The sequence below is a fragment of the Pseudomonas cremoricolorata DSM 17059 = NBRC 16634 genome (assembly GCF_000425745.1).
Lineage (GTDB): Bacteria > Pseudomonadota > Gammaproteobacteria > Pseudomonadales > Pseudomonadaceae > Aquipseudomonas > Aquipseudomonas cremoricolorata.
The window spans coordinates 124,853-139,436 of the sequence record NZ_AUEA01000008.1 but is presented as its reverse complement, the minus strand read 5'-3'; the positions used below and the strand labels follow the sequence as shown (position 1 = coordinate 139,436).

General features: G+C 63.0%; 11 protein-coding genes and 1 pseudogene. 3 read left to right on the top strand and 9 right to left on the bottom strand.

All coding sequences use genetic code 11. The annotated features are described in order from the left end of the window. Positions 1-53: 53 nt before the first annotated feature. Together H618_RS0110735 and H618_RS0110730 are read right to left on the bottom strand one after the other, a co-directional pair. The gene (locus H618_RS0110735) at positions 54-533 is read right to left on the bottom strand and encodes an NYN domain-containing protein (protein WP_028695069.1); all 480 of its coding nucleotides are present in this window, start codon (positions 531-533) and stop codon (positions 54-56) included. A 57-nt stretch (positions 534-590) separates the two neighbouring features. After that, a complete protein-coding gene (locus H618_RS0110730) occupies positions 591-1,358 on the bottom strand; it encodes a DUF2076 domain-containing protein (RefSeq protein WP_028695068.1) in 768 nt (255 codons plus the stop codon). Positions 1,359-1,514: 156 nt separating this feature from the next. Here H618_RS0110730 and H618_RS0110725 point away from each other — a divergent pair, with 156 nt between their 5' ends. Next, positions 1,515-2,174: a YciC family protein gene (locus H618_RS0110725; protein WP_028695067.1), complete on the top strand. Its 660-nt coding sequence runs from the start codon at positions 1,515-1,517 to the stop codon at positions 2,172-2,174. Between the two features lie 203 nt (positions 2,175-2,377). Then, positions 2,378-5,494, top strand: coding sequence for an autotransporter family protein (locus H618_RS0110720; RefSeq protein WP_081673757.1), 3,117 nt, complete (start codon positions 2,378-2,380; stop codon positions 5,492-5,494). 75 nt (positions 5,495-5,569) lie between these two features. Here H618_RS0110720 and H618_RS0110715 read toward each other — a convergent pair whose 3' ends face one another. The 7 genes and pseudogenes from H618_RS0110715 to hrpB all read right to left on the bottom strand — a co-directional run bounded on the left by H618_RS0110715 (position 5,570) and on the right by hrpB (position 14,032). Then, the gene (locus H618_RS0110715) at positions 5,570-7,186 is read right to left on the bottom strand and encodes an ATP-binding response regulator (protein WP_028695065.1); all 1,617 of its coding nucleotides are present in this window, start codon (positions 7,184-7,186) and stop codon (positions 5,570-5,572) included. A gap of 105 nt (positions 7,187-7,291) precedes the next feature. Then, the gene (locus H618_RS0110710; protein WP_028695064.1) at positions 7,292-7,930 is read right to left on the bottom strand and encodes a response regulator transcription factor; all 639 of its coding nucleotides are present in this window, start codon (positions 7,928-7,930) and stop codon (positions 7,292-7,294) included. A gap of 128 nt (positions 7,931-8,058) precedes the next feature. Then, a pseudogene (locus H618_RS23465) lies at positions 8,059-8,154 on the bottom strand (hypothetical protein); the annotation flags it as partial. Further along, positions 8,141-9,205: a hypothetical protein gene (locus tag H618_RS0110705; RefSeq protein ID WP_028695063.1), complete on the bottom strand. Its 1,065-nt coding sequence runs from the start codon at positions 9,203-9,205 to the stop codon at positions 8,141-8,143. The gene H618_RS0110705 and the pseudogene H618_RS23465, both read right to left, overlap by 14 nt. Before the next feature lie 56 nt (positions 9,206-9,261). Then, positions 9,262-9,438 (bottom strand): hypothetical protein, encoded by a 177-nt coding sequence (locus H618_RS23185; protein WP_245586769.1) that lies wholly within the window; start codon positions 9,436-9,438, stop codon positions 9,262-9,264. A 163-nt stretch (positions 9,439-9,601) separates the two neighbouring features. Next, the gene (locus H618_RS0110695) at positions 9,602-11,275 is read right to left on the bottom strand and encodes a DUF262 domain-containing protein (RefSeq protein WP_028695062.1); all 1,674 of its coding nucleotides are present in this window, start codon (positions 11,273-11,275) and stop codon (positions 9,602-9,604) included. 246 nt (positions 11,276-11,521) lie between these two features. Beyond that, a complete protein-coding gene (gene hrpB / locus H618_RS0110690; RefSeq protein WP_028695061.1) occupies positions 11,522-14,032 on the bottom strand; it encodes an ATP-dependent helicase HrpB in 2,511 nt (836 codons plus the stop codon). Between the two features lie 118 nt (positions 14,033-14,150). Here hrpB and H618_RS0110685 point away from each other — a divergent pair, with 118 nt between their 5' ends. Beyond that, positions 14,151-14,570: a hypothetical protein gene (locus H618_RS0110685; RefSeq protein ID WP_028695060.1), complete on the top strand. Its 420-nt coding sequence runs from the start codon at positions 14,151-14,153 to the stop codon at positions 14,568-14,570. Positions 14,571-14,584: the final 14 nt, after the last annotated feature.

Genomic DNA, 14,584 nt, shown 5'->3' with positions numbered 1-14,584 from the left:
CCGTAACAATACGCAACTAAATCACCTGCACACTTTTTCGTGCTACAGCCCTTTCAGTTGCGCAGTAGCAGTCTTCCTTCCACCGGCACGTAGCGGCTGGCGGCGCGCACCAGCGACATCGCGGTCAGACCCTGCACGCCGTATACCACCGCTTCCACGCCATGACGCTCGATCACCCGCTGCAACAGCAGGTCGAAGTCGCCGTCACCGGAAGCCAGCACCACCTGGTCGACCCGGCTCGCCGCATCGACCACATCGAGGGTGATGCCCACGTCCCAGTCGCCCTTGGCCGAACCGTCGCTGCGCTGGATATAGGGTTTGAGGCGCACGTCGAAACCGAGGTTGCGCAAAATCTGCTGGAACTGCCGCTGCTTGGGGTCACCGCGGTCAATGGCGTAGGCCACCGCCTCGACGATCTCACCCTCGGCACTGACCTCGGCCCACAGCGCGGCGTAGTTGAAATGGCAACCGTGCGCCTGGCGCACGGTGTAATAGAGGTTCTGCACGTCGGCGAACAGCGCGATCTTCTTCATCATCACTCCTGTAGGCGACCCGGCCTGGCGGCTAAGTCGCGGAGTATGCCAGAGGCATCAGATGAACGAGTCGTCGTCGGAAAAGAAGCCGCCATCGTCGCTACCGTAATCGGTATCGGCGAAGCCGCCCTGATCGTTGCCGTAGTCGGCATTGTCGGCCACCTGCTGCTGGCCATCCTGGTCGTGCCAGCCGCCTTGCTCGCTGGCCGGCGCCGGGGCCTCTTCGATCACTTCCACCACTTCCTGAGGCTGCGAACCGTGGCTGAACAGGCTGCTGATGCCTTGGGCCAGCAGCACGCCACCGGCCACGCCCGCGGCGGTTTGCATGGCGCCGCCAAGGAAACTGCCGGCAGCGCCACGTGCAGGTGCGGCTGCCGGGGCGCCCGGGGCGGCCTGGGCAGCGGCGGGCGCGGCGCTCTGCGGGCCGTCGCGCCAGCCGCCGCCATTGGGCGCCTGGCTGGCCGGTCGTGCTGGCGCCTGAGACGGGGCTGCAGCGGCAGACGACGGCGCGGCCTGGCGGTTGTTGGAGCCGAATAGGCTAGAGAGGAAACCACCACCGCCGCCGCCTGCGTTGCTGCTGTCGCGGGATTCGGCCTTGGCCTGTTGCAGCTCGGCCTGGAGCTGTTTGTTCTGCTCATCCAGGCGCTTGAGCGCCGCTTCCTGCACCAGAATCGCCTGGGCCATGTAGTACGGCGCGGCCGGCTGCTGACGCAGGTGCTCTTCGATGCACGCCTGGGCCTGGGCATCGCGCGGCTGGGCCGGGTCCTCGGCCTGGCGGATGCGGCCGAACAGGCCATCGATCAAACGTTGTTCTTCAGTGTTCATCGGGGCTACCTCATGGGCGCGAACAGGACATCGGACGCGATCAAGATGGGGGGTCTGACGCAGCGCTTCAAGCACCGCGGCGATGAAACTTTCTTCAGCCGCGCAGCGCTCTGGGCTACAGTGGCGCCCTGCTTTCCGGCCATGCGATGTTGACTGATGAATCCCTACAGCGTTCTGCGCGACTCCTTGTATTTCTTCCGCCTGCACCTGCTCGGCATCGCCCAGCTGTGCCTGCCTGTGGTGGTGCTCGAGGCCTTCTGTGGCCAACTGTTGCTGCAACAATTGGGCGATCAGGCCAGCCCGACCTACGCCATGCTCACCAGCCTGGTGTTCTACCCGCTGTACACCGCGGCGCTGATCCTTTACCTCGATACCCGCAGTAGCGGGCAGGACATCGCCAAGCGCGACCTGCTGGCGCGTGCCGTACAGTTGTGGCCGAAGATGGCCTTGCTGATTCTGATCAGCTCGCTGCTGATAATGGCCGGCCTGATGCTGCTGATCTTCCCGGGCGTGTGGATCATGATCAACCTGGCATTCGCCGAATTCCTGCTGGTGCTGCGCGGGCGCTCGGTGATGGAGTCGATGCGCGAAAGCGCGAGCCTGACCACCGGGCATTTCATGCGCATCCTGACCTGCATGCTCGCGGTGGTCGCGCCACTGTGGTTGCTCGACGGCCTGCTGCTGATGGCCTTCCCGCAGCCACAGCCTGGCGTGGGGCTGCTGCTCGACAGCCTCAGCGGCTTCCTGCAACTGTTCAGCACCGTGGTGCTGTACCGACTGTTCATGCTGCGCGAGGCCGAGGCGGCCAAGGCCTGACGCAACGGCGGCGGCAGTCGGCTGAAATGCCCTGACTGCCGCCGCCCAGGGCCTTGCCCTCGTGCCGCGCGTTAGCACATGTGTACTATTCCCATCGCCCTACCCCCTCCCGATACTCCCTCTGTTGACAATTCTCAGAATGGAAACGCCCACGCCCGGCGCGCCGCCGCGTGCGTGGCCTCTACGGAGTATCTGGAGTCGCTATGAAGCCCCTTTTCACACTTTCCCCGCTGGCCCTGGCGGTCACGCTGGGAGCGTTGTCCAATGCCCATGCCGCCGAACATTACGTGCTCAACAACGGTGCTGACACCTGGAGCAGCGACCGCGGCTACGACAGCATCTCGGTGATCCCCAACGCCGGCCTGACCTCGACCCTGACCATCAACAACGGCGCCACCGCCACCAGCCAGGGCGGGCGCATCGGCGGTCGCGCCGACAACAACGCGCCGATCGCCATGGGCGTGCTGGTGGTCGAAGGTGCCGGCAGCCGCTGGGTCACACCGCGCAACAACGCGGTACTGGGCAACACCGTGCTGATCGGTGGCGCGGCGCAGGGCACGTTGAACGTGCTCAACGGCGGTGAAGTGTCGGTGCGTGACCTGCAACTGGGCGACAACGGCAATGCCGGCGACGGCGATTCGCGGGCCAATCTGCTGGTCGACGGCAAGGACTCGCTGGTCGATGTGGTGAACCTGCGCTCGGGCGGCACGTTCGTCTACGACACGCGGATCAACCTGCAGAACGGTGGGCGGATCAAGAGCGACCAGGTGGCCATGGTGTCGATCACCGAGATGTCCGGTGCAGGCACGCGCTGGGACAACAGCGGCAACTTCCGCAGCCGTCACGACCTGACCCTGAGCAACGGCGCGGTACTGGCCAGCGACACCATGCAACTGGGCGGTGGCGTGGTCGGCGGCAACACCAACATCACCCTGACCGGTGAAGACACGCGCCTTGAGACGCGCACGCTGAAGCTGGGCGACACCATTCGTACCGCCAACCTGATGTTGGCCGACGGCGCCCTGCTCAAGAGCACCGAGGGCGTCGACATTTCCGTCGAGACCGGCACCCTGTCGTCGGGCCACGGCACCCTGGCGTTTGGCGGCGAGGTCACCCGCGATGACAACCGCACCGAGTACGATGCCCTCACCGCAGGTGCCGCCCGCGCCGCGGGGCGTATCGATCCGGCCAGCGACCTGCGCTTCGGCACTGGACCTGCGACCGGCGCCATTGCCTTCAACCACACCGGCGAACTGCAGCTGAGCAATAAAATCAGCGGCGCGGGCCGGCTGTACAGCTTCAGCGGCGACACCACCCTGAGCGGCGACCTGAGCGGGTTGTCCGGCGGCACCATCGTGCGCGGCGGTCGCCTGGTGCTCGACAGCGATATCGACCAAAGCAACCCGCGCGGCACGTCGGCCTTCAGCGTCGGCAACGGCACCCTGGTGGTCAACGGCAAGATCGGCCACGACACGCAGTCTGGCACCTACAGCAACAGCGGCCAGGTACTGGCCGGCGGTGTGCTGGCCGGTACCGGCCAGGTCGGCGCCACCCAAGTGTTCGCTGGCGGTACCTTGTCGCCAGGCGAAGGCAAGATCGGCACCCTGACCATCAACGGCAACCTGGACATGGATGAAGGCTCGCGCTACGCCGCCGACATCGCCGGCAACGGTGGCTCGGACCGGGTCAACGTCACAGGCGCTGCGACCCTGCGCGGCACCCGCGTGGACGTCACCACCCTCAACGACGCGCAAAGCTACACCACCGGCCAGACCTACACCCTGCTGTCGGCCAAGGACGGCATCGTTGCAATCGACAGAGAAGGCAAGGCCTACGCCGAAGCCTTCAGCAACTCGGCGTTCCTCAACGTCAGCCTCAAGCGCACCGACAACGACCTGAACCTGGTCATCGCACAGAAGGACACCACCCCAGAACCGCCAGTCGAGCCACCGGTAGAGCCACCGGTCGAGCCGGAACCGCCGGTCGAGCCGCCCGTGGAGCCTCCTGTCGAGCCGCCGGTCGAGCCTGAGCCACCGGTCGAACCACCCGTGGAGCCGCCCGTAGAACCAGAACCGCCGGTCGAGCCACCGGTGACCCCGCCGGTTGAACCCGAGCCACCGGTCGAGCCGCCCGTAGAGCCCGAACCACCGGTACAACCACCGGTCCAGCCGCCAGAAACCGGCGGCAAGCCCGGCATCTTCCAGACCGTCGCCCGCACCGGCAACCAATGGAACACCGCCGGTGCGCTGAGCCAGCTGCGCCAGAGCGGCGCGCAGCTGCGCCTGTACAACAACCTGCTGATCCTCGATGCCGACAGCGCCCGCAACGCCATCGATCAACTCTCCGGCGATTACCACAGCAGCACCTCGACCGCGCTGATCGCCAACAGCCAGGTGGTCTCCGGGGTACTCGGCACGCGCACCCGCAGCCTGCTCGACAACGGCCGCATCAGCATGCCGGTGGGCGCTTCGAACCTGGCGCCCGAGGCCTCGTCAGGGCACAACGGCGCCTGGGTACAGACCTTCGGCAACTGGTCGCGCCTGGACGGCAACAACGGCGTCAGCGGCCTCAAGCAGCGCACCGGTGGTGTGCTGATCGGTGCCGACGGGCGTATCACCCAGGACTGGAGCGCCGGTGTCTACGGCGGCTACAGCCGTTCGAAGTTCGACGCCGACGACCGCGACGCCAAGGGCAACAGCGACAACTACCACCTCGGTGCCTACACCGGTGCGCAGTTCGACGCCCTGCGCCTGAGCGCAGATGTCGGCTACACCTGGCATGAGCTGGAAAGCAAGCGCAACGTGGCCTTCGCCGGCTTCAGCGACCACCTCAAGGGCAAGCGCGATGCCAGCACCTTGCAGGCCAGTGGCGAGGCGGCCTACCGCATCGGCCTTGGCGCGGTGGCACTGGAACCGTTCATCGGTGTGTCCTACGTCAAGTACGACGCCGACAGCTTCCGCGAGAAAGGCGGCGCGGCGCGGCTGCGCGTGTCCAGCGACAAGCAGGACACCTGGTTCTCCACTGCAGGCCTGCGCGCCTCGACCCGCACCAGCATCGCCGACCACCAGACCGACCTGTACGGCTCGCTGGGCTGGCGCCGTGCCTACGGCGACCTGGACCCGCGCAACGAGCAGTCCTTCGCCGGCGGCCCGAACTTCGAAGTGCAGGGCATCGCGCAGACGCGCAATGTGGCACTGACCGAAGTAGGGGCGAAAATGCGCCTGAACAGCCAGACCGACCTCGACCTGTCGTACCAGGGTCAGTTCGGCAGCGACACGCGCTTCCACTCGGTGAACGCAGGCGTCACGGTTCGCTTCTGACCCTTCCGGGCGGCCGTTCTGGCCGCCCTTCAGCCCTCCTGGCTGCGAGCGCGGTGCTCTACCGCGCTCACGCCTTCACGGCATTGGCGCGCGTTGCTCGGCCATCACCTTGACCTGCTCGAGCAGCACCGCGCGCAATTCAGGTGGCCGCACCGGCTTTGCCAGCACCCAGATATCGAGGCTCTCGACCAGGCGGCGGATACGCTCGATTTCATGGCCGGTCATGATCATCGCCGGCACCTGCCAACCGCGCTGCTGACGAATCGCCGCGATGCACTCGGCACCGGAAATCTTCGTCCCCAGGTCGAAGTCGGCAATGATGATGTCGCAGCCGCTGGTGACGTTCAGGCCATCGCTGTGCGCCTCCACCACGCAGCCCCATTTCTCCAGCAGCGCCGAGGTCGCGCGCAGTACGCTGGCATCGTCGTCCACCAGGCACACGCGCAGGCCGCGCAGTTGCTCGGGCACGCTTGGCGGGCGTACCACCGGCTTCCTTGGCTCGATGCGCTGCAAACCGCGAATGCTCACCCGCGTACCGCGGCCCACGCGTGAGTCCACCGTCACGGCAAGCCCGAGCAACTGGCCGATGCGCTGCACGATGGGCAAGCCCAAGCCCAGGCCCTCGACATCCTTGTCGCGCACCTGGCGCACGCGATAGAACTCCTTGAACAGTTGCGGCAGGTGTTCTTCGGCGATGCCCGGGCCTTTGTCGTGGATGACCACCGCCAGACTGTTGCCCTGGCGGCGCACGGCGATCAGCACTGGCTTGCCAGGGGCGTATTTGAGCGCATTGGACAGCAGGTTCTGCACCATGGTGGTGAGCAGCCCCGGATTGGCCCAGACCCAGTACCGGCAGGGCCGTAGGCGCAGTTCGACACCCGCCCAGCGCGCCGCCTCGGTGTTTTGCCTGAGCACATCCTCCAGCAGCGCGCCGAGGTCGACCGCCTGGGCCTCGGGTTGCAGACGGCCGTTGTCGAGGGTGTAGAGGTCGAGAATCGAGCGAAACAGTTGCGAGACGGTGTGCAGGGAGCGGTCGATGTTGTCCACCAGACGCAGTTCGTCCTGACCCAGACGGGCATCGCGCAGGCAGGCGGTGAACAGACCGATGGCGTGGATCGGCTGGCGCAGGTCATGGCTGGCCTGGGCGAGGAAGCGCGACTTCTCCTGGTTGGCGGCAATCGCTTCCTGCGAGGCCACGCGGGTGCGCTTGAGCAACACGTGGGCGTAGGCCGGCACCACGATGGTGGTCACGCACAGGGTCAGCATGACGAACGGCTGGGCGCGCCAGTAAGGGTCGAAGAGAAACACCGCCATCAGCGTCGCCAGCGCGATCACCGTGGCAATCGCCAGGTACTGCGAGCCAAAGCGCATGCCATTGCCCAGGGTCACCCACAGCAGCACGGCGTAGATCGGCAAGGCATATTCGCCGCCCAGGGCCATGGCGAAGCCGGTGCCGACATAGTCATGCAGCATCGACAACAGCCGACGCCAGAAGAAGTGCCCCGCCCAGCGCTTGATCGCCATGCGCAGAAACACCGAAGCGACGATGAAGGTGACGATATAGGTGACGATGGCGTAGTAGTTCGCGGCACTGGCCGGGTGCAGCGCAATCAGCGCCAGGACATACAACAACGCGCAGGCACTGACGATCAGGCGCAGGGTGGCCTGGTCGAGTTCGCTGTTCTTTTCCATGGGGAACTTCCTGTTCGGGCGAGAAGTGCGCATCGAGGCCCGCTGCAAAGCAATCGGTACTCAATGGCCAGGTTCGAGCTGCAACGTATGACTAACGGTCGATGTTCACGGATTGGCCTGCCGCGCCCCGCTCGCGGCACCCGGAATGTGCCCGAACTGCGCCGCGGCAGCCGCGCGGGTGGGCACGCCCAGCGATTTCAGCAGGGTGGAAACATGAATACGCACGGTGAACGGGGAAATGCCCAGGTCCTTGGCGATTTCCTTGTTGGTCTTGCCCACGGCGATCAAGCCCAGCACCTGCCGCTGGCGCTCGGTGAGCGGGTCAGGCGCTTGTTCGAGCAGCGGATGCTCGGCGTTGTACTGCACCACTAGTTCGCCCTCGCGGATGGCGCTGATGGCCTTGGCGATGCCGGCAGGGTCGACATTCTTGCCAATGAAGCCATCGGCGCCTTGGGCCATCACCTGAGAGATCACCTCGAGGTCTTCGACCATCGACACGATGATGATCGAGGTGCGGCGAAACTCGTCGCGCAGTTGCCCGATGACCTGCAGCGAGGTCATGCCGGGGAAACGCAGATCGAGAATCAGCGAATCGACCTCCGCCCCTGTGCGGGCCAGGTCCAGCACTTCATCCAGGGTGGCGGCCTGTTCGATCACCGCGCCAGGCAGCAGGCGCTGAACGATGTTCGACATCCCTTCACGAAACAGCGGGTGGTCATCCGCGACGATGATTCGGTGCGCCATGTGCCAGGTCCATCCGGTCGACGAGTTGCCGGATAGTAGCGCAAAGCTGACCGAGAGTTTCATATTTGAAACACGCAGGATAGTGGCTAGATGCAATCATTTACCGCCAATTGCAAGCAACTTACGTATCAGGTTTTGCGCGGCTTGGCTCTGGCAGTGGCTTCGGCGACCAGTGGGTCATCCGGCCAGTAGTGTTTCGGATAACGACCGCTACGATGCGACCTCCTCCTCGAGGTCTTCGTCATTGCCCCTGAGGAACGTCATAGCTGTCCGGGATTGTAGACAGCTTTCAGCCTGCTCCTGGCGCAGTGAGTGAGTTTCATGATCTCCCCAGAACTGCACCACGCCCCCCCTTCGAAATACCCCTAACGGCAAAGGATTCGTTGCGTATGGATTGTGGTATACCCGCAGCCCATCGGTGACTTTCTCTGAGCCTTCGCTGGCTCGAATCATTGCCCGCTTCATGCCCTCAGGGGTCAACCAGACCGAACTAATGAATGCATCTGGGTTCCCGCACATGGCGTCTACCTTCCCCCAAGTCGCCAAGTGGCTGAATACCACAGCACTGATGTGGCGGAATCGGGGATTTTGGAACAAGCCGAGCTCAATCTCTGACCCGTTGTCTTTCTCTACACTGCCCAAGGATTTGGTTATGGGGCCCTTTGGAAAGCGTTCCGGGTTCGCAAGGTATTCGGCTTCGTCCACATAGAGGTCGAACAACAAAGCCTCGATGGGCCGATACGCTTGCAGGTGGAATCCGGGCTGCTCAAACGGCGCAATGGCAAGGACAAACGGACGCCCCTTCACGTGGTCGTAATTCGCGTATTTCTCCAGATACTTCTTAGACTTGCTCATGAATGCGTTGGCAAGACGAATGATGGCGATACGGTTGAGCTCATTGAACTCGATGTTCTCTAAAAACTCGGGCGTCAGGGGCTCGCCCCACTCTGGGGTTCCATCGGCTGCGTGATTCGCCGTGGTAGCCTCTACCGTAAAAGTCGTGTCTACTGCGGTGACCAAAAAGTCAGGCGTGGCATGCTTCCATTCAAACGAGAAACCGTACTCGCGGAAAGTCGCGTAAAGATAAATCTCCCAAAAGCTCGAATTGAAGGTGGTCTGAAACTCCTTGACGAACTTGTTATCCCTGTCTGGAAAACCTTCCATCCAACGTAGGATCTCTTCGCGCTGGTAATGCCGACCAACTCGTCCATCAGAAATCGTCTTAAAGTGCTGATGAAGCTTGTCTTGATCGAAAAGCGGCGTAAGCAAGTCCATTTTCTAGCCTGCCTGTAGTTGGAAAAGATAAGATCAGTAGCGCGGTCGACGCTTATTCATCCGCCACCACGCCTGGGAAGTGAGGCCTTGTAGGACGTCGAGGTTGCCCAGACAGTGCGCACTCTGTAATTGATCCTGACCGAGCTGCCGGTCATGACTTGCGGACGAAGTGCTTCAGCCACTCCCCGCGATTCCAGCACCTTCTCGCTAATCTCCTCAAGATCAATGGCCATGCCACCCTCCGGGGTCGCCCTGAGCGTCTTGAGGGCTTCACGACCTCGACGAACTCACGCTCACGTTGCTTTCCCCACTCGGGCCGGCGGTCGGGGAACAGCCAGGCGACAAGGCGCTCAAGGATGATCATGTTGTGCTCCGGGATACGGATAATTGCGATGATCAATCGGCCCATTCGTGCCTAATGAAATCTTCGATGCTCTTTGTCCGAGCTAAAACCATTTCTTTTGTCCAAGAACCCGCTTCATGAATTTGCTGACCGACATAGATTGTGGCGATCAATCCGCAGCTTTGGTAAACGTCCATCTTTTCAACCGGAGGCTTCGCCTTCAGAGAAGAATTCGTTCCAGGCGGTAGCATCGTTAAATTACCGAGTTGATGTACCCACTCGGCGCCATTGTGTTGCGGTGCAATATGTTCTATGGAATTAGCGGCATCTTGCTCCCAGATCTTGCACCATTGACTCTCATTCAACTTCTGCCCCACGAGCTTTGCCAGATGCTCGTCATATCGGTTCAGCACGTAGCGGAGCTGATTTTGCCAGCCTTCGTAGCTGCTCACCCAATCAATATTGTTCAAAACCTCATCAATCGAGTAGCCCTTGGAGATTTTTTCCAGCCCTCGGATAATTTGATCTTCATCCAAGTTGCTCCGACAGATCTCATAACCAAGACGAATGTATTCCCCAACCTTGTGGCGGCTATCTCGGCCCGCTAGCTCGTAGATCCTGAACGTCGCGCGCTCCCATTTACCCAACAGCTTTTGCTCTGTCTTGCTGTTGAACTTCCTCAAGAGGATCGCTGCGGCAACGAACCGAGCATGCACAATGCGCGTGACAGCCCGAATGCGCGGATTTTTGAACAGTCGCAGGTTGGCTTGCACGACCGCCTCCAGATCATGACCAACCTCGGCAATCGTTTTTAGCTGCGTGCCTGCCTTTGACGTTAATAATGCGGTTGAGTCTGCTTCACTGGGAATCCGATTAGGTCGGGTACCGCAGGCCCATGCTCCTGCAAAGCGAAGCGCTTCATCGCCGATTCGTGTGCTGTTTTCCAGCGAGCAATAAATACCCCGCCAGACGTCTCGCATCTCGGACAACGCCTCATCTCGAATACCACCGTTAACATGCTCGAAAATCAGTGCCATCAGCTGACTTTTAAGCTTGTCGATCCATTTGACATCCAGCCCACGACTGTTGAGAACTTCGAAGACACGGTAAACCGTAGCCTCGTCAGAGATCTCATGGTAAATGATCGTCAGCTTGTTCCTGATGGTCACCAACAGTTCAAAGATGGTATTTCCACGAGCCAACCACCTGCTCACGAAGCCCTCACAGTCATGGACAGCATCTACCAAGTTCTGATCTGCAGCAGTTTTGGCTGAGTTTTCCTCGACCGTTCCCTTGTGGATGTAGTTCGTGAAAACCTTACTTGCATCATGATTTGTCTGAAGCAGAATCAGGGAGTGCTCATCTCCTTTCACAAGGAGCTCAGCCAACTCTCGCCGCACCTTGGCTTGCGCGGTGTCATTGATGTCCAAAGCTTGTTCAATCGCTTTCATGAGGATGATCAGGGTCGTTATACGTTGCTGGCCATCCACCAACTCGACCGTCTTGAACTCGTCGACGCCGATCAGGCAGGTCTCTGTATCCTTTGCCAAGGCGACCAATGTAGCCATGAAATGCTCTTGACCGGATCGAAATGCCTCCTCGATGTCGCCGAACAGATCGTTACGCTGGCGGGATTTCCAAGAGTAGGCACGTTGGTATTCTGGAATTCGAAACAGTCTGCCCTCTAGCAAACCAGCGATCTTGAGGTGTAGTGGATTAAGCTTCATGTGCGCTCCTTGCTGTACAAATCAGGAGAGGATAGCTAATAGCCATCATTTATGACTAGTATCCATCGCCTGATTTTCCTGATAGGGCTCGTCCAAGCTAAATCCTCGTCGCAGACCACGAGCGGGCATGACCAAGCGAGCGGCAGGAAGTGCTGATGACTCAGTACTGAAAAAGCCGGTCGAGCAGATTAGTCGCTTGCCCGGACAGTTATACAGGGCTGCATCGTGCCCATCCGCCCATGTCGGTCAGGGTTTCCTAGGCTTGGCTCGCGCAGTCGCTTCGGCCACCAGAGGGTCATCCGGCCAGTAGTGTTTCGGATAACGACCTTTGAGGTCTTTCTTCACTTCGGCATAGGTGCTGCGCCAGAAGTTGGCCAGGTCCTGGGTCACCTGCACGGGCCGACGCGCTGGCGAAAGCAGGTGCAGGGTCAGTACTTGCCTGCCCTGGGCGATGCGCGGGGTCTGCTCCAGGCCGAACAGCTCTTGCAGGCGCACGGCCAGCACCGGAGGGTGTTCGTTGTAGTCGATGCGGATGCTGGAACCTGACGGCACCTGCACGCTGATCGGCGCCTGGGCATCGAGTTGCTGCGGCAGCGGCCAGGGCAGCAGGTTGCGCACGATCGATGAAAGATCAAGCTGGGCGAAATGGCTGACCCGGCTGACCCGCTCCAGGTAGGGTGCAAGCCAGTGTTCGAGGCTGGCGAGCAAGCTGGCGTCGCTGAGATCTGGCCACGGGCCTGCTTCATCCAGGCTGCGCAGCAAGGCCACACGGGCTTGCCACTGGCGCAGCTCCGGGGTCCACGGCAGCAATTCCAGGCCCTTGCGGCGTACGTAGTTGATCAGCGCCTGGCTGCGTGCGGCGCTGTCCAGGTTGCTCAGTGGCGCGGTGGAAAGCACCAGTTCACCGACCTTGCGCTGGCGTTCGGCGCGCAGCACGCCTTCACGCTCATCCCAGTCCAGTTGGTCGACTACGTTCACTTGGTCGGCCAGCACATCGTCGAACAGCGCCGGGTCGAAATCGGCGGCCAGGTAGATGCGCTCCTCTCGCTGGCCCTGGCGGCTGCCGAGGTCGGCGATCACCAGCCAGGGGTGTTTCATCAGCGCGTCGGGGCTGGCGAACAGCGCAGCGCGGCCATTGCTCAGGCGGTACTCGCCGCCGCCGGTGCGGCGCTGCTGGGCGATGCGGTCGGGGTAGGCGAAGGCCAGCAGCGCACCGACCCAGCGCGGCGCCTGCGGGTCGGCCACGCTGGCCTTGGCCGCGCCGCGCAACTGGCCGCGGTATTGGCGCGCCAACTGCCGGGCGCGCTGCACGCCACCCTGCTCGCCACGCTGCGCGCGTTGTTCACCGCCAAGCAGCGCCAGGCGGCTGTGGATATCGGCACCGGCACCGCGCTGGATGTCGCGCTCAGCGAGTAACGCGGCCAGATCACAGGCCAACGGCCCCAGCCCCAGCGCCTGGCCGCGCAACAGCAGATGGGCGATGCGCGGGTGTGCCGGCAGTTGCGCCATGTCCTGGCCGTGGCGGCTGAGATGGCCGCCTTCGGCCAGTGCACCGAGGCGACGCAGCAGGTCGCGGGCCTGGGCGAACGGCGCGTTGGGCGGGGCGTCGAGCCACTTCAGCTCATCGGGCTGCACGCCCCAGCGGGCCAACTGCAAGGCCAGCCCGGCGAGATCGGCCTGGAGGATTTCCGCCGCGGTATAGGCCGGCAATTGCTCGTGCTGGGCCTGCGACCACAGCCGATAGCACACACCCGGCTCGACACGCCCGGCCCGCCCTGCGCGCTGGGTGGCGCTGGCGCGGGAGATGCGCTGGGTGTCCAGACGGGTCATGCCACTGCGCGGATCGAAACGCGGCACGCGCTCAAGGCCCGCGTCGATGACCACGCGCACGCCGTCGATGGTCACGCTGGTTTCGGCGATGTTGGTCGCCAACACCACCTTGCGCAGCCCGGCAGGCGCCGGCTGGATGGCCGCGCGCTGGGCGTCCAGGCCCAGCTCGCCGTGCAACGGGCACAGAAGAATGTCGCGGCGCTCGCCCAGGGCCTCGCTGAGCGCCTGCTCGACCCGGCGAATCTCTGCCTGGCCGGGAAGGAAAACCAGCACGCTGCCCGGTTGTTCGGCCAAGGCTTCCAGGCAGGTGCCGACCACCCGCTGCTCGACCCACTCACCGGTCTGGTACGGCGCGCCCCAGATGGTCGTGACCGGGAACATGCGCCCTTCGCTGGTGACCACCGGCGCGTCATCGAGCAAGCGCGACAGCCGCTCGCCTTCGAGGGTGGCCGACATCAGCAGCACTTTCAGGGGGGCATCGTCACGCAGCATGGCGCGGCCATTGAGGGTCAGTGCCAGGGCCAGGTCGGCATCGAGGTTGCGCAGGTGGAACTCATCGAAAATCACCAGACCGACGCCTTCCAGCGACGGGTCATCCTGCAGGCGGCGGGCAAGAATGCCTTCGGTGACCACCTCTATGCGCGTGTTCGGGCCGACCTTGCTGTCCAGGCGAATGCGGTAACCGACCGTTTCACCGACCGCTTCGCCCAGCTCGCTGGCCATGCGTTCGGCAGCAGCGCGGGCGGCCAGGCGCCGCGGTTCGAGCATGACGATGGTTTGCCCGGCCAGCCATGGCTGATCGAGCAAGGCCAGCGGCACGCGGGTGGTTTTGCCGGCGCCGGGCGGTGCTTCGAGCACCACTTCATGGCGTTGGCTCAACGCCTCGCGCAAAGCTGGCAGAACGGCATCAATCGGTAGTGAAATCATGGTGGTCCTCGGACGGGGCTGGGAGTATAACGGCGAACTGGCCAGCCCTGGCCATGGTCCTACCGCTCGACGCTGGGTCTGCACCAGCCCCGTTGCGGCTTTTCATCCGGAGATTCACATGCGCATTCCTTCCCGCATCATCGGCGGCGCCGTCATCGCCACCCTGCTGACCCAGCTCACCGCGTGCGGCACGCTGTTCTACCCCGACCGCCGCGGTCAGATCGACGGCAAGGTCGACCCGGTGATCGTCGCCCTCGACGCCATTGGCATCCTGTTCTATGTGATTCCGGGCCTGATCGCCCTGGGCGTCGACTTCGCCACCGGCGCGGTCTACTACCCCGACGGCACCACCGCGCAGGTGTCACCGGAAAAACTGCGCCCGGCAGTCGAGGCCGACGGCAAGGTCAACCGGGTCAAGCTGCAGGCGATTCTGGAAAGCGAGCTGGGCCAACGCCTGCCGCTCAACGACCCGCGCCTGATCGAACACCGCGGCAGCGTCGAGCAGTTGGCGGCGTACGGCTTGCATCCGGTCATCTGAGCCACTGGGGCCGC